This window comes from Paenibacillus sp. S-12 (assembly GCF_030363895.1).
In the GTDB taxonomy this organism is placed as follows: domain Bacteria; phylum Bacillota; class Bacilli; order Paenibacillales; family Paenibacillaceae; genus Paenibacillus_B; species Paenibacillus_B alvei.
In genome coordinates this window covers 43,930-63,719 of record NZ_JASIUF010000006.1, presented here as the reverse complement: position 1 = coordinate 63,719, position 19,790 = coordinate 43,930, and the positions used below count along the sequence as shown (strand labels likewise).

18 protein-coding genes are annotated in these 19,790 nt (G+C 43.4%); 7 read left to right on the top strand and 11 right to left on the bottom strand.

Annotated elements, in window-relative coordinates:
- The first annotated feature begins 271 nt into the window (after positions 1–271).
- Entirely contained in the window at positions 272–1,207 is a 936-nt protein-coding gene (locus tag NO352_RS07120; RefSeq protein WP_353961230.1) for an MBL fold metallo-hydrolase, read from the top strand.
- A 98-nt stretch (positions 1,208–1,305) separates the two neighbouring features.
- On the opposite strand, the gene NO352_RS07115 is transcribed toward NO352_RS07120, so the two are convergent.
- From NO352_RS07115 to NO352_RS07100, 4 genes are all read right to left on the bottom strand, one after another.
- Positions 1,306–1,761 carry a hypothetical protein gene (locus NO352_RS07115; RefSeq protein WP_289355208.1) on the bottom strand — a complete coding sequence of 152 codons (456 nt, stop codon included), beginning with the start codon at positions 1,759–1,761 and terminating at the stop codon, positions 1,306–1,308.
- A gap of 204 nt (positions 1,762–1,965) precedes the next feature.
- On the bottom strand, positions 1,966–2,976 hold the full coding sequence (locus tag NO352_RS07110; protein WP_289355207.1) for an aldo/keto reductase: 1,011 nt from the start codon (positions 2,974–2,976) through the stop codon (positions 1,966–1,968).
- Positions 2,977–3,337: 361 nt separating this feature from the next.
- Positions 3,338–4,933, bottom strand: coding sequence for a basic secretory protein-like protein (locus NO352_RS07105; RefSeq protein ID WP_289355206.1), 1,596 nt, complete (start codon positions 4,931–4,933; stop codon positions 3,338–3,340).
- A gap of 560 nt (positions 4,934–5,493) precedes the next feature.
- Complete coding sequence (locus NO352_RS07100; RefSeq protein ID WP_005544365.1) at positions 5,494–5,865, bottom strand: iron chaperone; 372 nt, start codon at positions 5,863–5,865, stop codon at positions 5,494–5,496.
- Positions 5,866–6,121: 256 nt separating this feature from the next.
- Here NO352_RS07100 and NO352_RS07095 point away from each other — a divergent pair, with 256 nt between their 5' ends.
- The 4 genes from NO352_RS07095 (at position 6,122) to aceA (ending at position 10,135) form a co-directional block, all read left to right on the top strand.
- Positions 6,122–6,619 (top strand): DinB family protein, encoded by a 498-nt coding sequence (locus tag NO352_RS07095; protein WP_289355205.1) that lies wholly within the window; start codon positions 6,122–6,124, stop codon positions 6,617–6,619.
- A gap of 368 nt (positions 6,620–6,987) precedes the next feature.
- Positions 6,988–7,218, top strand: a complete 231-nt coding sequence (locus tag NO352_RS07090) for a hypothetical protein (RefSeq protein ID WP_005544367.1) — start codon at positions 6,988–6,990, stop codon at positions 7,216–7,218.
- A 6-nt stretch (positions 7,219–7,224) separates the two neighbouring features.
- Positions 7,225–8,832 carry a malate synthase A gene (gene aceB, locus NO352_RS07085; RefSeq protein ID WP_005544368.1) on the top strand — a complete coding sequence of 536 codons (1,608 nt, stop codon included), beginning with the start codon at positions 7,225–7,227 and terminating at the stop codon, positions 8,830–8,832.
- Positions 8,833–8,860: 28 nt separating this feature from the next.
- Positions 8,861–10,135 (top strand): isocitrate lyase, encoded by a 1,275-nt coding sequence (gene aceA, locus NO352_RS07080; protein ID WP_268622177.1) that lies wholly within the window; start codon positions 8,861–8,863, stop codon positions 10,133–10,135.
- Positions 10,136–10,174: 39 nt separating this feature from the next.
- Here aceA and NO352_RS07075 read toward each other — a convergent pair whose 3' ends face one another.
- Positions 10,175–10,303 (bottom strand): hypothetical protein, encoded by a 129-nt coding sequence (locus tag NO352_RS07075; protein WP_262866445.1) that lies wholly within the window; start codon positions 10,301–10,303, stop codon positions 10,175–10,177.
- A 431-nt stretch (positions 10,304–10,734) separates the two neighbouring features.
- Between NO352_RS07075 and NO352_RS07070 the strand changes: the two genes are divergently transcribed.
- Complete coding sequence (locus NO352_RS07070) at positions 10,735–12,024, top strand: esterase/lipase family protein (protein ID WP_289355204.1); 1,290 nt, start codon at positions 10,735–10,737, stop codon at positions 12,022–12,024.
- A gap of 198 nt (positions 12,025–12,222) precedes the next feature.
- Here the strand turns inward: NO352_RS07070 and NO352_RS07065 are convergent, their stop codons facing one another.
- The 6 genes from NO352_RS07065 to NO352_RS07035 all read right to left on the bottom strand — a co-directional run bounded on the left by NO352_RS07065 (position 12,223) and on the right by NO352_RS07035 (position 18,349).
- Positions 12,223–12,540: a DUF2642 domain-containing protein gene (locus tag NO352_RS07065; RefSeq protein WP_289355203.1), complete on the bottom strand. Its 318-nt coding sequence runs from the start codon at positions 12,538–12,540 to the stop codon at positions 12,223–12,225.
- A 163-nt stretch (positions 12,541–12,703) separates the two neighbouring features.
- Positions 12,704–13,558, bottom strand: a complete 855-nt coding sequence (gene mle / locus NO352_RS07060) for an alpha/beta fold macrolide esterase (protein ID WP_268622173.1) — start codon at positions 13,556–13,558, stop codon at positions 12,704–12,706.
- A gap of 727 nt (positions 13,559–14,285) precedes the next feature.
- On the bottom strand, positions 14,286–16,112 hold the full coding sequence (locus NO352_RS07055) for an alpha/beta fold hydrolase (RefSeq protein WP_289355202.1): 1,827 nt from the start codon (positions 16,110–16,112) through the stop codon (positions 14,286–14,288).
- A 58-nt stretch (positions 16,113–16,170) separates the two neighbouring features.
- Positions 16,171–16,755, bottom strand: coding sequence for a TetR/AcrR family transcriptional regulator (locus NO352_RS07050; RefSeq protein ID WP_289355201.1), 585 nt, complete (start codon positions 16,753–16,755; stop codon positions 16,171–16,173).
- A gap of 382 nt (positions 16,756–17,137) precedes the next feature.
- A complete protein-coding gene (locus NO352_RS07040; RefSeq protein WP_289355200.1) occupies positions 17,138–17,704 on the bottom strand; it encodes a DinB family protein in 567 nt (188 codons plus the stop codon).
- Positions 17,705–17,977: 273 nt separating this feature from the next.
- On the bottom strand, positions 17,978–18,349 hold the full coding sequence (locus NO352_RS07035) for a winged helix-turn-helix transcriptional regulator (RefSeq protein ID WP_289355199.1): 372 nt from the start codon (positions 18,347–18,349) through the stop codon (positions 17,978–17,980).
- A gap of 239 nt (positions 18,350–18,588) precedes the next feature.
- Between NO352_RS07035 and NO352_RS07030 the strand changes: the two genes are divergently transcribed.
- Positions 18,589–19,782 (top strand): MFS transporter, encoded by a 1,194-nt coding sequence (locus NO352_RS07030; protein WP_289355198.1) that lies wholly within the window; start codon positions 18,589–18,591, stop codon positions 19,780–19,782.
- Positions 19,783–19,790 lie beyond the last annotated feature (8 nt).

The following is a 19,790-nucleotide window of genomic DNA, read 5'->3' as shown; positions in this document are numbered from 1 at the left end:
TTGCGGTTCAGATTCATTTTTCAATATGAAAAGCGAACCTCTTTTTTTTGGAATTGTTGTAACTATAATAGTTACAACGAAAGATATCGAAATACTTCGAAAGGAGAATGTCGCCTACGACCCGCTTGATATGCCGGTTGCTAAATACGCAAACACAAGATAAAACCGCATGCATATGAGCTGTGACGGGCATACTTTACCTACTTTAGGAAGTCACGAAACGTTTCTGTTTCAACAATTATTATCAGCATAAGAAAGAGGGAGATTTGTGATGTTTAGTAAGAAATCATCTATAGGAGTTATTTTGTTGCTTAGTTTCACGCTATTGCTAAGCGCATGTGCCGGCAGGGCGAATACGGCGAACAATGCAAGTGAAGAGGCTAAGAAGCCTGCACCGACGGCTGAACTGAAAATCACGCCGTTCAACCCTGGAGAAAATGGTCTTTTCCCTGTCAGCTCAAGCCTAATCGAAGGACCGAACGAGGTATTGCTCGTTGATGCTCAATTTGAAAAAAGCAACGCCGAAAAACTGGTCAAAATGATCCGTGACACGGGTAAGAAGTTGTCTACGGTGTATATCAGCCATCAAGATCCGGATTTCTACTTCGGCTTGTCAGCGATCCGCAAAGCCTTTCCTGATGTAAAAATAGTTGCTACCCCCGCCACTGTGGAAGGGATTAAGGCGACAATCAAGCTAAAGAATGATTTCTGGGGTCCAATCCTGAAAGAAAACGCTCCGACAGAACTGATTGTGCCTGATGTCCTAGACGGTGATAAGCTGACAGTCGATGGTGAAACCGTACAGGTAGTCGGTCTCAATGGTTCTGATCCGTCTCATACCGTCCTTTGGGTTCCGTCTAAAAAAACCATTTTGGGCGGCGTACCTATCTATGAAAACCTGCATGTCTGGATGGCAGACAACCAGACCCCAGAGAGCCGTGTTCACTGGCGGGAGATTCTGAATCAGATTCTTGACCTGAAGCCAGAACGGGTTATCCCGGGTCATTACCTTGGCAAGAGCTCTGAGAATACATCCAGTGTCACCTTCACTCGTGACTATATTGCAAAATTTGAAGAAGCGGCTAAACAGTCTAAAAATTCTGCTGAACTGATTGCAGCGATGAAGAAGGCTTACCCGAACTTCAAGAACACAAGTGATCTGGAAATGGGCGCACAAGTAATAAAAGGCGAGCGTTCATGGCCTTGATTTAACGTTTGTTTCATATAAATAAAAGGCCGTCATGCCTCCTCTGGAGCATTCCATCATTAGGTTAGCTTCAGTGCAGCGGTGCTGACGGCCTTTTTCTATAGAGTCACACTCGAATCTGCCAGTTCAAAATACCACTCTAGGAAGGAGTTAAAGCTTTTCCATTGCGAATTCAATTTACCAGCAAAAAAATCCTCCATCTGCCGGCCCAATCCTAAGCCTAACACTTCGTCTGTGTTCTTATTATAAAAAAAGCCGAACTCCCCTTCAAAGCTGTCCAACGGAATATATTCTTCAGGCAGGTTTAAAACGTCATGAGTTCTCTCCATACCTAACATATAATCCGAAGAATTGATCATAAACCAACAAATCTGAAAGATTTCACGTCGTCTACTATAGAAAGTCGGCCCATCCTCTGCATGCAAATAAAACGCAGCAAAATCTGAACCCAAATCAATGCCTAACTTTACCAATGCATGTTCATACTCCTCTGTAATGTCTTCAAACCACCAGTTTTTGCTTTTGCAATAATTGATCACGTTTTCCGGCAGCATTTCGATTGCTCCTCTAAAATAGTTATAAACTGTCTAAATTGTTCCCCTGAGTATATCACATCTCCTTTCGTTATCGTTGTTCGTGGCTTGCCTAATTGTGCTTCATTACAATGCGGGTACAGTCGATAAAATGGGCGGGGAAAGATGGGTTCGGATATAGTTAAATGATTTCTCTCCTTTTTACTTCGTATATAATTTCGTTTTTTATTTCGTATTGATTGGCAGTGGTGCATCAGATGCCACAAGGTTTTGTTCGCGCATTTCTTCCCAGAACGCTGCCGGAATCACTGTGTTCAAGGCAGCTTTGTCTTCTGCAATTCGCTCAGGGCGGCTAGCACCAGGAATGACAGCGGCAACCGCCGGATTCGCCAGTGAAAATTGCAAAGCAGCCGCTTTGATGCCGATGTTGTGACGTTCTGCAATGCTCTTGATTTTCTCAACTTTAGCCATAATTTCAGGTGATGCTTTTTGATACTCAAAGTGTGTTCCTCCAGCAAGAACACCAGAGCTATATGGACCACCAACGACAATGTCCATATTGTGTTTTGCAGCCGCAGGCATTAACCGTTGCAGCGCACGCTTATGGTCTAATAATGTGTAACGACCAGCCAGCAAAGTTACATCTGGTTTAACTTCTTCCAAGTCCAGCAAGAGTTCAACTGGTTCTACTCGGTTTACTCCGAGTCCCCAACCTTTAATGACTCCTTCTTCACGCAAACGTGTTAGCGCACGGAATGCCCCTGTTCGGGCAGTTTCAAATTGGGAGATCCACTCATCACCATAAAAGTCTTGCGCCACATCATGAATATATACAAAATCTATACGATCTGTTTGTAAACGTTTTAAACTATCCTCGATCGAGCGAAGGGTTTCATCCGCGCTATAGTCATTCATGATTTTATTTTTACGGCCGGATTCGAAAAGCCCGCCTTTTTCTCCTAAATCACGAGCTGATGGGTCTTCCAATTCATCCGAAATGATTCGACCTACTTTTGTACTTAACACGTAATCATCACGATTTCGTTTTGACAGAGCTTCACCAAGACGCATCTCCGCCAAGCCAGATCCATAAAGGGGGGCAGTGTCAAAGTAACGAATGCCACTTTCCCATGCAGCATCTACAGTCGCTAATGCTTCCTCTTCTGGGATATTACGGTACATATTACCTAGCGGCGCAGTACCAAAACCTAGTTTACCTTGCAGTATATTTCTCATTGAATAAACCCTCCTAAGATTTGTTCTGCCTCGAATTGAAAATTCGTTAGTCTGTAAGAATGGTTACTGACATGATTTATTATTGATCATGTAGACCAAAAAGAGAAGTACGTACTTTGTAGTGATATAGGGACTAAAAAGTAACCTATATAAGGTACACCTCCTTTCCGACTCCTTGTACCTTTTTTACAACCTCTAGTTGCCAACCAAAAACACCTCCAAGGTTGTCCCTCATATCCACTTACGATATAAGAGCATTCTCTTGAAGGTGTTTTGATTTGTCTTGCGTTATGGGGTCATTCTCTCCTACTGCACAATTGCTTCACGCCTGGAGTGTACTTGTTAGTACGAAGGGGACTTCCTAATTAGGAAGTGTCGCTTGATACTGGGACCAAAGCGTCTGTACGTCTGTTCCGGTAATCAATTGAATTTGGCGTTCTTTCCACAATCTTTTTTCATTTTCTCCCCCAATGTTATAAGGGACTTGAGTTGCATTAAGTTCACGAATGAAGCCTCGTTTTTTCGTATCATCTATCCAGCGAAGGAAATTCGCTGTCCCATCCTTCTCCCAATTTCCTCCCTTTCTCACGCTATAACGGTCATGGTATCCTGCTTTAAAGCGCAAGCTATCGGCTATTGCCTCCACATCAAAATGGCTATATTGATAAACATGACCGATTTCATGATAAAGGATTCCGATGATTTCGTCGCGCAGCGATTTGGCAGGGCTCTCTACAAACTTTTGCAGATACTGCACACTGAAGCCTATTGTCTTCTGCGTAGCATCTCCCGATGCCCAAGCCACACCATCAGGAGCATCTACTATAGTAACCAATATTTTTTTGACATCTACAGGCGCATCGGCTGGACTCTTGTATAACATCTCATGTACTTTACGTGCGACTGCCAATATTTCTTTCTCTGCATTGGGGAGAGCTTTCTTGAATATTTTACCTTTGCCCTTTGAATCAAGAATCTGTACTTCGATTTTTGGGTTAATGGCATGCCCGATATCATTCGTACGCGAAAATTCGACCTCACCCAATTGCATAGAGTTTCCGCTATGATTTTTCATATTGCTGAGTCTATAGTATTGATAAGCTGCGGTATTGTTTTCTAAAAGGTAATACATGCGCTGATGTCGGACTTTGAATATCTCATTGCTTTTCTTGTCTATACTCGTCCAGTTCTTATTATCGTTGGATCCCTGAAGAACCCAACTTTTAGGGTCGCGTTCGGGTCTATCATTAGCTGCTGTAAGCGAGTAACCATCGATCGTCACCGGTTTCCCAAAGTCGAATGTGAGCCATGCGTTTTTATCTTTTGTTAACCATTTCGTAACGCTAGTCCCGTCCACCAGATTCTCTTTGGTATTGTTAGGCTTATTTTCCCCGCTGGCCGCAACCTCAGGCTTGGTCGTACTCCAGTTCTTTGAGCTGCCATCATATAACTTGATTTCGGATACCTGCAGCATCCCGCTTCCATTTTGATTATGAAAGTTATCGAATTTCACAAATTTGTACGCTGTCTTATTGGAAAATAAATAGGTTTTCGTTTGATGCCGGGAGGTAAAGCTTTGATTCTGCTGCATATCCAGTTGAGTCCAGCTAGTCCCGTCATTAGAGCCTTTTAACACCCAGCTTTTCGGGTCTCTATATGGCTCGTCCTCCGCAGAAGTAATCGAGTATGAGGTTACGACTTTCGCTTCAGGAAACTCGTATTGCAGCCATGCCGGGCTGTTGAACGTCAACCATTTTGAAAAAATATCTTGGTCGAACGCCTTATCCTTCCCTTGATGTGGCGCGAACTCTCCGCTTGCCGTTGCCTTGCCGCTTAAAGCCAAATTCGTTGGGATTTCGATTGATGTTTGTTCCGCTGCCGCTGCCTGAATAGGTACACTGTTGCTGAAGCCTGCCCCTAAGGCAGCAGCTAAAATAAAAATTCCAAATCTCTTCATGCTTCGCCATCTCCTCTTTACTTTTTAACTTGGGATTGGATCGAAAAATAGATGGTTATAATTTCTAATTGTACATGAAAATACATATTGGTAAAATATACAATTCTCGACATATGCATTATCCAACATAAAATACATCGCCGCTTATTTCTTCGTCTACACTCAGGCATTCGGTTCAAGTAGCTTGTAATATAGAACCGCCGCCTCTAATACCCAAGTATTCTTTGCAAAAATTATCTTGTAATAAAAGCATCGTTTTCCTCGAATGATTTGTATAAAAATAGTAAGCGTTACATTGTCGCTCTTAACGCTATACCTGCTGCCATCTATGCACGAGTGGCATTGACCTCCTGTTGTCATACTTCGAAACAAGAAAGGTATTTCTTCCTAAGAAAAAAGCCGCTGAATTATCAGCGACTTAGATGAAAAGTTGGTGGATCATAGGATATTCAAAATAACTCCATATTGTCCAATATCATTTTTTTCTCTCGTGTCTTACGCGAGTAACATAGCATGTTGCTTACAAACACAACTTAACTTCTAAGCAGTAAGAAAATGCTTTACTTTCGCCAAAAGGTTGAGCAGTTTGCCTTATCCAACATATTAAACTCAATCATTTTCTCAAGTAATGAGAAATGAACCGGACTGCTCCACGGAATACGAAACAACTGCTTCGTCTGTTCGTAGCCAGCCTGCTCAATTTCATCAGAAAAATGAACGATCCCTGCTCTTTCGGGGCCAACAGCCAAATGATTTTTGGATACGCTAAAGCCAATAATAAATGTGCCATGATCGGTAAACATAGGCTGATTCCACGCGATTTTAGGCACTAAATTTGGAAATTTCTGAATGATCCAAGCCAAAACCTCTTCTGTTCGATCCCGATGCTGCGGGTGCTCAATTTTCTCTAAAAAGTCTGCAAAAACATCCATGTTGTTCTCTCCTAAAATGAATACTTATTTTCACATAACATTATTGTCGCTGTACACCCATTCCTATTCCTTCAGTACTTAGGTTGCGTCCATTTAACGTTAGGGATTATTGTTCTAATAGACAAAAACACCCTGCTAGATAATCATATCCAACGAGGTTTGATGGTGCAAATGTATGAAAATCAGCTCATAAGAAATCTTTTCCACTCGACTGGTTTTATAGTATTCTAGCCATAGGAGGGGTGAGGAAAAATCCATGATAAAACAATTAATCGTCGGAGATGCCTTGCACGAACTAGCCACAACGCGCCGCATCCTAGAGCGTTTACCCGAGGAACATTTGACGTGGAAGCCGCATGTGAAATCAATGTCGTTAGGCGGGCTAGCTACGCACCTGATTAACCTGCTGAACTGGCAAATCGCAATTTTTCTTTACCCGGAATTCGATCTTTCAACCGTACCGAATCGGCGAGAAGCTTTGGAAAAAAGTGAAGACGTACTGAAGGAGTTCGATGCGAACGTCATCAAGCTTGAAAAGCTGTTATCTGAATGTGACGAGAACGCACTTGGCGAGGAATGGACTTTACGAAACGGCGAGCATATCATTTTGAGCCAGCCGCGGGCGATCGCGCTTCGCACCTTCGGAATAAGCCACATGATCCATCACCGGGCACAGCTCGGAGTTTATTTGCGGCTACTCGATATTCCGCTTCCAGGCCTTTATGGCCCCTCAGCCGACGAGAAAAGCAAGTAAATGAAAATAAACCAAAAAGTCGCAGAGCATCGGCAAAACCGCCGGTACTCTGCGACTTTTTTTGAGAATAAAGTTTTTGGACGAGAAGGCAACCTAGCAGTTACTTCCCCCAAAAATCGGAACCAATCCGGTTCTAGAACTTCTACGCTTTCCCCATAACATTACTGGCGAACATGACTCAAGAATGTGAAATCAAAAAATTTTTTTTGCAGTAAAGATCCGTACCCCTATTGGGATCGACCTATACTTTTGGAAAATTTTCTTAAAAAAGGGGCTTTTCATTTTCGAAAGCTCTGTTATAATACAGATCAACGAATGATAAATCTGTATTATAACAGATAAATTTAATGACTCAGGAGGCGTTAGGAATGGACTGCTACTACTGCCATGGCAATGGAGAAATGGAATGTTTGGAATGCGAAGGACACGGAAAACAAGAGAGCGGCCACCAATGTGGCTCATGCAAGGGGCATGGTATTACGCCGTGCTTGCGCTGTAATGGAAGCGGCAGCCTGGATTACGAATTCAATGAACAAGACTCGATCGCGAATATTTTGCAAGCCGCCTATTTGAGTCCGGCTTTCAGCAGAGGGAGGTAATTGGTCATGTCCAAGATGCCCGTTAATAATTGCAAGGAAATTATTGTTCTCGGACACATGCCTGAACCGTACGCCGAGATTTTGACGCCTGGGGCACTCGAGTTCCTCGGAAAGCTCCATGAACGGTTCAATGCCCGCAGATTAAATCTGCTATCTGACCGCGCTGAGCGACAACGCCGACTGGATGCCGGCGAGCTCCCCGACTTCCTGCCGGAAACGAAGCACATTCGGGACAGCGAGTGGAGCGTCGCTCCCGTGCCTTCCGATCTCCAAGACCGGCGGGTGGAAATAACCGGACCTTCCGGGGATGTCAAAATGGTCATCAATGCGCTCAATTCCGGCGCCAAGGGATTCATGGCCGACTTCGAAGACGCCAATTCCCCAACATGGGACAATTCAATCCGCGGCCAAATCAATATGCGTGATGCCATCCGCCGTACAATCACCTTTACGAGCCCAGAGGGCAAAGCCTACCGCCTGAACGAACAAACAGCTTACCTGTTAATTCGCCCTCGCGGCTGGCATTTAGAGGAGAAACACATTCGCATAGGTGAAGAAATTGCCTCAGGCAGCCTTGTCGACTTCGGACTCTATTTCTACCACAATGCTCGTGCCCTCATCGAGAATCATTCCGGACCTTATTTCTATCTTCCCAAGCTGGAGTCCCACCAAGAAGCAAAATTATGGAACGACGTATTCGTGTTCGCCCAGCAGGAGCTGGGCATCCCTCAAGGAACGATTAAAGCAACTGTGCTCATCGAGACGATTCTGGCCACATTTGAGGCAGATGAAATTTTATACGAGCTGCGGGAGCATAGCGCCGGCTTGAACTGCGGACGCTGGGACTATATTTTCAGCTTCATTAAGAGGCTGAATCGCCATCGACATGCGCTGCTCCCCGATCGATCGCAGGTCACGATGACCGTACCGTTCATGCGGGCATATACGCAGTACGTCATTCGTACCTGCCACAAGCGCGGCGCGCATGCCATGGGCGGCATGGCAGCCCAAATCCCGATCCGGAATGATGCCGAGGCTAACGCGAAGGCAATGGAGCAAGTGCGCGCGGATAAGCTGCGCGAAGCAAATGACGGCCACGACGGAACTTGGGTCGCCCATCCTGGACTCGTTCCGATCGCAATGGAAGTGTTCAATGAACAGATGAAAGAGCCGAACCAGATCCATAACAAACGGGAAGATGTCCATGTCACGGCAAACGACCTGCTCGCTTTACCAGATGGAACAATTACCGAACAGGGATTGCGGACGAATATCAGTGTCGGTTTGCAATATATCGAAGCATGGCTGCGGGGATTTGGCGCCGTACCGATATTCAATCTTATGGAGGATGCGGCAACGGCCGAGATATCGCGCACTCAGGTATGGCAATGGATTCGCCATCCAGAAGGCCAGCTTACGAATGGCAACGACATCACGCTGGAACTAGTCTTAAAGCTGACGGAAGAAGAAATGTCAAAGATTGAAGAACGGATCGGCCAAGATGAATTCGCGAACCGCAGGTTTACAGAAGCGAAGCAGATGTTCGTGGATTTGATTAGCGAAGAAACTTGCAGCGAGTTTTTGACGGTGATGGGCTATGAATTGCTGGGATGAAATCATTGAATATGAGGAGATGGTTGCCATGACGGATAAACATACGATTCAACAATTGGAGACGAAATGGAAAGAAGAACGCTGGAAAGGCGTAACACGTACCTATTCTGCCGATGAAGTGCTCCGGCTTCGCGGTTCTGTTCAGGTGGAGCATACGTTAGCCCAGATGGGAGCCGAACGTCTCTGGCATCTGCTGCATACCGAAGAGTTCGTGCCCGCGCTTGGGGCATTGACGGGGAATCAAGCCGTGCAGCAGGTAAAAGCCGGCTTGCAGGCCATTTACTTAAGCGGATGGCAGGTAGCCGCGGACGCCAACCTATCGGGCCATATGTATCCCGATCAGAGCTTATATCCGGCTAACAGTGTGCCGCAAGTCGTAAAGCGGATTAATCAAGCACTGCAGCGGGCCGATCAAATCCAACATGCAGAAGGAAAAAACGAAACTTACTTTTTTGCCCCTATCGTGGCAGATGCCGAAGCAGGATTCGGAGGGTCGCTCAATGTATTCGAGCTCATGAAGGCGATGATTGAAGCAGGAGCAGCAGGCGTACACTTCGAAGATCAACTATCTTCGGAGAAAAAGTGCGGACATCTCGGCGGCAAGGTACTCCTGCCTACGCAGCAAGCCATTCGCCATTTAATCGCAGCTCGCTTGGCTGCCGACGTTATGGGCACAGACACCTTGATTATCGCGCGTACTGACGCTAATGCGGCTCAACTGCTGACAAGCGATGTCGATCCGTACGATCGGCCATTCCTGACGGGGCAACGTTCTCCAGAGGGCTTCTATTATACGCGTGCCGGTATTGAACAAGCGATTGCGCGCGGTCTCGCTTATGCTCCTTATGCAGATCTCGTTTGGTGCGAGACGTCCGAGCCGAACATCGATGAAGCACGGCAATTTGCCGAGGCGATCCATGCAAAATATCCAGGCAAGTTGCTTGCTTATAATTGCTCTCCTTCTTTCAATTGGAAGAAGAAATTGGACGACAAGGCAATCGCGGGCTTCCAACGCGAGCTTGGACGTATGGGATACAAGTTCCAGTTCGTGACACTAGCCGGTTTCCACGCGCTCAATTACAGCATGTTTGAGCTGGCGCAAGGCTACAAGGAGCGCGGCATGGCCGCATACTCCGACCTGCAGCAAGCTGAATTCGCCCTAGAGCAGCTCGGCTATGAAGCGGTGAAGCATCAGCGCGAGGTGGGCACAGGCTACTTCGACGAGGTGGCACAAACGATTTCGGGCGGTATTTCATCCACGACCGCCTACACGGACTCAACAGAAGCAGAGCAGTTCACGTAAGGGGAACCGATTCTAACCCGTTGTTGACATAAAGTCATATTAGCTATAACGCCCCGGTTTGCAATCACTCCCCCTTGCTGCCCGCTGCTCTGCAACCCCGCCTTCGCTGCTATAAGCAGCACTCGTAATGCCAAGCTCTCCACGGAAGCGCAAAACTTCCAGTTTCACTGCAACCTCCCCGGGGCATAAACGGACGGAGCCGTCTCACAGGTCATTGAACAATGGCATAGAGACGGCTCTATTTATCATTCAGCAGTCATATCCAAGCGTATTATATCATTTCCCTATCTTGAGAAATTCAGCCCATTCTTTCCCGCTTATCAACGCTCCAAATCGATCCCTGGACGACTAACCCTTCAAAAAATCTATTTACTAGAAAATATTTAATTTACATAGTTGTCATTAATAGGTTTATATGGTAAATGTATATGTATAACACCATGCTAACTGTCCTCCCTCAAAACACATCCCTTCACACACATCCACAAAAATCTCCTTTGGTATCTTCATGAATCCAGCAATGTTAGAACAGAAAGAATAGCGGAATTTTGAGAGCATCTGTTTTGAAAACGATTACAAAACTAGATAGGAGGCATTTTATGATCCGTAAACTGTCAAGCTTCATTTTGCTCTTCTTTATTCTTTTTTACTCTATTCTTCCTATCAACTTGCCGTCTGTCCACGCGCAAGCCGACAATGCCATTACCAACAATACCATTGCCAACAATGACTTCCCGATCGTACTGGTTCATGGATTTGGAGGCTGGGGAAGAGACGAGATGTTTTCGTTTAAATACTGGGGTGGATTCGGCGATATTCAAGAAATACTACAGAAACACGGGCATTCCGTTTATACAGCTGCGGTGGGAACTGTATCGAGCAATTGGGATCGAGCCTGCGAGCTGTATGCACAGATTAAAGGGGGAACCGTAGATTACGGCAAAGCCCACTCAGAACTGTACGGTCACGAGCGATATGGGAGATCGTATGAAGGGCTGTATCCATCCTGGGGAGAGATTGACCCGAATACGGGGCGCCCGAAGCAAATTCATGTGATTGGACACAGCATGGGAGGACAAACCGCACGCATGCTGATTCATTTGCTGGAAAAAGGAGATGCTGCTGAACGTGCTGTCACCGCTGCATCTGATCTATCCCCGTTGTTCAGTGATCAACCGCTTCCGTATGTTAGCAGCCTCGTTTCCCTAGCCGCGCCGCATAACGGCACCAGCTTCACGCATTTTGTAGAGGGAGTCATTCCCTTTATCCACCAACTAATCGGCTTAATTGCCGCAGCCTCAGGTAATGCCGAGCACCCCCTATATGATTTCAAATTAGATCAATGGGGATTGAAACGAATGCCCGATGAATCCTTTTTTGATTATTTCCAACGGGTAATAAATAGTAAATTTTGGAGAATATCACAAGACAGTTCATTATGGGATTTAAGCCCTAACGGGGCCAAACAGTTCAACGAGCAAGTACAGGCAAATCCAAGCGTCTATTATTTCTCGGTCGCCACCAACAAATCATATCGCATCCCGCTATCGGGATGGCATGCGCCAAAGTTGCTCATGAATCCGTTATTGTTGCCGCCGAGCTATTTTGTCGGTTCCTTTGCGTATGATTCCCCAGGACATGTAGTCATCGATGAGGATTGGTGGCCAAATGATGGGCTGGTGAACACGATTTCCATGGACGGCCCAAAAAACGGCTCAAGCGATCAAATCGTTACTTACCAAGGAAAGCCGCAGATTGGGAAATGGAACTATTTAGGACTCATGGATTCTTGGGATCATCTCGATGTCGTTGGATTGGGCCTGAAAAATACGGATGATTTTTTCCTCGACTTAGCGGCTATGCTGGCCGAGTTGCCTCCGGCAGGCTGATGAAACAGATGTCAAAAGAGAAATAAAGTGTTCCATTGACTTCTATATAAAATCAGCGGCAATCGTTAAGACTGAAAAATAAAGTCTTAGAACTGCCGCTGTTTCTTTTTAACGCTTCTGTCCCCTATTCGTAGTATAATGCATGCCATCGATACCCCTACACCATTATCTTTGATAAATATCGACTCTCATCCATGCTTATTTCTCATCTGCTTTCTCAAAATAAACGATTTCACATAATCGAATATGATGCTTTTTCCCGCGAACTACAAGAGCTACGTGATCGATGAAAACCTCATCCAGAGTACCTACTAATTTGCCGACAGTTGTCGTGATAACAACCGCTAATCCTTTGTGTTGGATCAAATGCTCGATGAATTTGGGTTCCACAGATGTCGTGTACATTACATGTTCCGGAAACACCAAAGTTCCCTTGCTCTGTACATCTTCATTCCGATAATATTGCGGAGTTGGGTACATGGCTTGCGGATAGCTATTGTACATAAACCTATTCATGTGCTGCATTCCCCTTTATCATAAATTAGAATCATATCTATAACTTATGGCAAATACCCATGCGGTGTTCCACAGCACTCCAAAAAAAGAGTGCCCTGATCAAACATCAGGACACTCTAAAAAGTACTATTTGTAACCCTGTTTATTACTGCTTTAGTTACGACTACGCCAACGATGTGTGGTTCGAAATTGCTTGAATAATCGTATTCCAATCGTCGAAGTGTATTTCGTGCCCCATTCCATCAAGCGTTAATAAGGATGCATTTGGTATTTCATTAGCAAGTGCAACTCCATGTTCTAATGGAAGAATCGTATCATCTGTACCGTGAATAACCAAAGCAGGCACATTGATTTCTTTTAACTTTCCTTCGTAAGCGTCATCACCTGTAAGTAGTGCGTGATTAAACATACTGATCAGATTATTAGCTCGTTTTATCTCGCGTATTACTTGCTTATACGCTCTATTCTCATCAAAGTCATGCTTGGAACCACAAAGCAGGCTAGAGCCTTTGACCAGGTATTTTGCAACCGCCTCTTCATCCGACCAATCCAGTGCAGCTCCATCCGCATGATAAGCAAGTATCTTTTCATCCATCGGAGGCAAGCCTCTATCATTCTCATCAGATCCAAAAATAGATGAGGCAATCAAAGCCATGCTTAGAACTCTTTGAGGATATTTAATTGCAATTATCTGTGCAATCATGCCACCCAATGATAATCCGACGAGGTGCGCTTGGTTAATTCCATATGAATCAAGCACCCCAACTGCATCATCAGCCATGTCCGCCACAGAATATTGAGACTTCCCAGGCGGATAGGTCGTTGTACGTCCCACATCTCGGTTATCAAATCGAATCACATAACGTCCCGAGTCAGCCAAGCTTTGGCAAAATTCATCATCCCAATAAACCATGGAACACATGGCTCCCATAATCAGCAGGACAGGAGGATGAGTTGGATTGCCGAAACTCTCTGTGCATATATCAATTCCATTGATTTTTTTTATCTTTTCACTCATGAGATACTCCTCATTTCATTCGAATTTGTTAATGATAAAAACACACTCAAATAAACCCATACATTTTTCAAAAAAATGATGAGAGTAGTTGAACTGTGCTTCAAATTAACGTAGACGAATGAATTTAATAATCATGAGAAGACCTCTCCTTCAAAACACAAAATTAGGGGTTCGCCCCATACCCATCAACTTAAGAAATTAATTGTTCCCCAAAACGAAAAAAGTGAACTAAATTCCCATGGACACCTATGAAAAGATGAAATTTTCGTTTCTGTTAGGTTGATGGGCATGGGATACCGCTCAACATTTTAACAAAATATATACTAAGCAAATTTCAGCATAAAGTAAACCACTTTTTCTTAAAATTGTTTCTTCCCTTTCTCGGCGAAAACCAGCAATAATCCAAACAAATAATAAATGATACTTACCGTAATAACACCATAAACAACCTTATCTTCAGGAAACTTATGTATGTTTCAAAGAGACTCCGCCTTTTCAACGTACAATGAACTTCAACAATTACTAGCTACTTCCTAAACATTGTTCTTCATTTATCAACCTGTTTATGCTTTTTTCAAACTTTGCAACAGAACCAGTTTAACCATCATCATGTTCATGGAACTTTAGGTTATTTAAGTCCAGTTGAGTTCAGAAAACGAGTCCTTAAAAAAGCAGTCTGAATTTGTGTTGACAATCCACACCTCCATCAATACTATCAAAAGAACCTTTATACTGTTACAGCTTGAGAAATCCATTGAGCAGTTAGTTCAGGAGATTCAACAGGAAACTGATGACCGTACTGAATACGTGTAATATCCAAGTGTTCAAACTGCTTTGGGACATGATGATCTTTGTCCAAAGCTCCCCATAGTATCTTAATTTTCCTCTTATCCCATGTCTCGGGATTTAACTGAATGGATTTTGATATAGTTAAGCAAGACATGACCGTAGCGTTAGTTTTGCGAATACGAGGGGATTTTAAATCACGGACCACAGAATGAGCGTAATTACTCAATAACTGACTCGATGTTCTGAAGCTATTGGCTTGAAGTAGCTCTTTTTCCAAACGGGCGGGCTCCATATATTTTAGAACGAAACTTGTAATACGTCGAAATCTATATTTAGGTTGGATAGGATGCAGTACTGGCTGCAATAAAATGAGTTGTTTGATCAGTGAGGGCAGCCGTTCCATCACTTGAGCCGCAATCAATCCGCCAAATGAATGCCCCACTAATATAACGGGTCTGTTCAACTCAGTGATCATAGTGGAAATGCTCTCTACATAGCCTTCTAGCACAGAAGGATTATGGTGATAAGGGGTACGCCCAAATCCAGGTAAATCTACGAACCAAGTATTTAAACTGCTTAAAAATTGTGAGAGGGGAAAAAGGGCATCGGCATTGCTGAACGTCCCATGAAGAAAAATAATAGGCGTTTCATTCCTATCTTTCTCTAGCGAAACTAAGTTAGCCCTTCTTCGTTGACTAAAATCTTTCTGCTCATTTTGATTCAGGCCTAAATGATTTAACCGATAATCCAAATCACTAATGATAAAAGGGAGCGTGGACGGAACTACGAATGAATTTCTGCCGTTCCTTTGTTCTATTTCTAATTTACTGTAAACAGGGAATTCCGACTTAACAAGAAAACTCATGGATTCTTTAGGAATACCAAGCATCTTACCAGCACCCATTCTAAGCACAGTTTTCAATAACGGAAGCGGTATAGTTCCTAACGGCTTTGTTGTCTGCAATTCGTGTGCCATGAGTTTGATGACAGTTCGGATCGACGGACTCTCTTGCTTAGAATCTAAAAGATAGTAGGTATTGCTTGATAACCCTTCTGTATTAGCAAGTTTTGAAATAAACGAAGCCACATGATCAATATGAACCATCGGTAACCAATAATCGTCGCCGCCTGGAACAAGTGGCATAAGATTTCGCCTTACGGCATCGACTAAGATACTAAGGCCTCCAATCTGTTCTGTTTTCCCTGAGAAGGAGTCTCCGACGATTACACTAGGATTAACAGTAGATAAGGGAATGCTCATGTTATGAAGAGATTTTCGTATATAAGAGTCGGCTAAAAACTTCATTTTTTCATAAGGCGGTTGATTGTCCAGCAAATGATCTAGATCCAACAATGCATTTTGTTCATGATAGGGACTCATAAAGCCTACGACATGGATAAAATGCTTTAATTCTTTTGCAGCGTGGATATCCTGTGCTAGCCGAGCAAGGGATTTTGCAGGAGCGAGGAAAGACTGCTCAGCTTCACTGAGGTTCAACTCAATATTCATTGGACCTCCTGCATGAATAATTAGATCAGTTGCAAGTAATTGCTTGTAGCTGTCATCACTTAAACCTAATCGAGGCTGCGTTAGATCACCGATAACAGGAACAATGTTGTTCTGTTGATCGGGTGACAGTTGATTGATGATGGTAAGAAGACGATTTTTTTGACGTACAAGTGCATAAATCTGATGCTGAGAAGCTAACTCAGCGATTAAATGACGTCCAATATAACCAGTTCCGCCGGTCATGAAGATATTCATAATAAAAACACTCCTTTATTATTTTATAGTACTAATTAGTACTAATATGTCAAAAAAATTACTTTAGCATGGAAGCTAAAGCAGGAAATAAATTTTTGATCATATCTTGGTTGTTAGAAGCTTGAGCCAAGAAGAGAGCACCCTCAATAGAGGAGATAATCAACATAGCTGTTTGTTTAACAGGCAGCTCTTCCTTTAGTTCTTGTCGTGCAATCCCTTGGGCTAAAATCAATTCAACACCATGCAGCTGTTTTTCAAAAAAACTCTTGATTCTATCTCTAATTTCAACCGCGTCAATAGGCGTCTGTGTATACAGAGTCAGGAAAGGACAACCGCCAAGGTAGTTATTTTGTTCAATAGTATCGCTTAAAATGTGGAGTACCGCTTCTAATTTCTCCTGAACGGTGAGCTCAGTTTGAGACACAATATAATTAATTCGCTGTTCGTAATGTGCTATCAACTGATTAACAATAGCGAGCAGCAGCTCCTCCTTGCTCTTAAAATAATAATAAATGTTCGTTTTTGAAACTTTGCTACGTGCGACTATGTCGTCCATGCTTGTTGCCAGAAAACCTTTAGTAAGAAACAATGTAAAAGCGGATTGCAGAGCAATATCTTTATTACTAAGTGTATTTTTTTTCATATTAGTACTATACAGTACTACAAATGGAGAGTCAAGGGAATGATTGATGAAATGCATAGGGGTTCGATCGAGATATGTGTAAAAATAGGTTGTAGGCTTTCCACTTATTTATCAATCTTTGCAAAAAGATATCCAAGGATAACAAAGTGATTGTTTCGTCTGTTCAATTTCTTACAGAAAAACGGACGAAAATCCCATAGGTATGAGAAAAAAACAGCCTTTGATATCTTAGGCATCGTATACAATTTTTCTATTTCTCACAATCATGTAGCGTAATCTAAAAATTTGAACCCCGATAGGGTTTATTTGGTATGCAATTTTATTACTCAAATGGATTGAATTCGAAACAGATTATCTATACGAAGTCAATCTGTTCGTCAGCCTAACCACTTTGCATTTGTAAGAAAGCGTCCAGCCGCTCCTTCTGAAGAAGATGGTGGCGGTAATGCATCTCCACCATTGCGAACCATTCGACCGCGTTTAACGCGCCGAAGGCTACAGCCGGATGAATCGCTTTCCGCTGCAGCCGCTCTGAATCTATGCTCTGCAGCAACGTCCCAATCTCATGCATGCGGCGCCTTGCTTCCTCCAGCTTGGCAACAAGCTGCTCCTTGCTCTCCGGCTGAGGAGGCGTATACTGCAAGTCGGCCGGTACCTGAATACGAACCGGCGGGAAGCTCCCTTGCTCAAACACGGCATGGCCAGCCTCCGTTTTCCCGCCTGCCTCCTCGCTGCCGCCACCAGGCGCCATACACTGCTCCGCAAGACGGAGCTGCAAGTTCAGCGTGGAATGGGGCAGATGCAGATACATTTGTCCCAGCGACCATTCGTTCTCGCTTGGCTTGCGCCACAGTTCCGTCAGACAATACTTGTCCAGCTCCTGAACATAATGCTTCGATATCTCGTCGAACCGTACTAAAATATCCGCAATCCTCATGTTCTTGTTCATCAAGATCATCTCCTCGAATACAGAAGTACTCTCATCGTATGAGAGGGTTCAAGAAAAAAAGCATATTCGTAGTTTATATCTTTAATTCTAAACCTTCGTTGAAAATCCTGCCCGATAAATGAATGCCATTCCCGCTCCAATCCTGTTTTTTCTCAGATTACAATTTTGGAAATAAGAAAAGAAAACAGCCGATTTCACCTCTAAGGAAATCGGCTGTATTATCTGTATTACGATTCATGTCCCGGAAGAAATGGAATGAGGTATACATATCCCCTACTTAAGCTGTTCATTCAACACACTATCTTCTAAAACAGAAAATTTATCCCCATATACTTTCGTTAAATGTTTCTCCCCCCATGTACATAATGAACTTAAAATCCCTTCTAAGCTTCGTCCATATTCACTAAGCTCGTATTCTACTCTTGGCGGAACTTGATTGTACACGATTCGATTGATAACCCCATCCTCTTCAAGCTCGCGCAGCTGTTGGGTAAGCATTTTTTGCGTGATATTTGGCATGAGGCGCTTTAATTCGCTTGTCCGTTTTTTTCCGTGAGTCAAATGGCAAAGAATCACACACTTCCACTTTCCACCTATAACTTCTAATGTCGCTTCAACAGAGATATTGTATTTCTTCTTTTGCATCGTGATTCTCCTCCTTCTTATAGGCACTAAAAAGTACCTATATTACTTTCTGGTTCCTATATAACTTTTAAGTGCGTACTTTCATTTAAGAACGATATATTTCATAATAACATTTGTCGGTTGAGAAATACTATACTTTCTTCAATTTCACAATAACATTTTGAGGTTGATATCCTTCAAATTTTATTATTCGCTGAAAAGAAAGTTCCCATTTATATAACAGAAAAGGAGGAGACAATATGGAACTAAATAAAAAGCAAAGCATGTTAGCATTGCTTGCCTTAGCAGTAAGTGCTTTTGCAATCGGAACGACTGAATTCATCAGTGTCGGATTGCTGCCTCTTATTGCAAATGATTTAGGTATTCCAGTTACCACGGCAGGATTAACAGTGTCCCTATATGCATTAGGAGCAACGTTTGGAGCTCCGATTTTGACAGCTTTGACATCAAGTATGTCACGTAAGAAATTATTACTTTGGATCATGATTGTCTTTATTATTGGCAATACTGTTGCTGCAATCTCAACGACAATCGGGTTATTGCTAGTCGCACGAGTGATATCAGCATTCTCACATGGGGTCTTCATGTCAATTGGATCGACAATTGCAGCCGATTTAGTTCCAGAAGACCGCAGAGCTAGTGCGATTTCCATTATGTTTACCGGGCTTACCGTAGCTACAGTAACGGGTGTTCCATTCGGAACCTTTATTGGGCAGCAGTTAGGATGGAGAACCGCCTTTATTGCCATTGTTATCATTGGTGTTATTGCATTACTTGCAAATAGCATACTTGTTCCATCTCATTTGCGAAAAGGAGTAAAAACTACTTTTCGTGATCAGCTTAAACTTGTAACAAATGGTCGGTTATTGCTATTATTCATCATTACAGCATTAGGATATGGCGGAACATTTGTCGTGTTTACCTACTTATCACCATTGCTTCAAGACATCACTGGGTTTAAAGAAGGAACGGTAGCTGTCATTCTGTTAGCTTACGGTATCGCGATTGCGATTGGGAATATGATTGGAGGTAAGTTATCGAATCGAAACCCAATTGGTGCATTGTTCTATATGTTTATAGTACAAGCAATCGTCTTATTTATTTTGATGTTTACAGCACCATTTAAAGTTGCTGGGTTGATAACCATCCTGTTGATGGGGCTGTTGGCATTTATGAATGTGCCGGGCTTGCAAGTATATGTTGTGATACTGGCTGAGCGCTTTGTTCCTAGTGCGGTTGATGTGGCATCGGCAATCAATATTGCTGCATTTAATGCCGGAATTGCGATAGGCTCCTTTGTAGGCGGTCTAGTTACTGACTCGATAGGACTAATCCATACGACTTGGATTGGAGCACTTATGGTAGTAGTCGCTACAATCTTAACTGGATTTAGCAGAGCTATGGAACGAAAAGATCAAGTAAGCAAAAAATAAAAAATTTG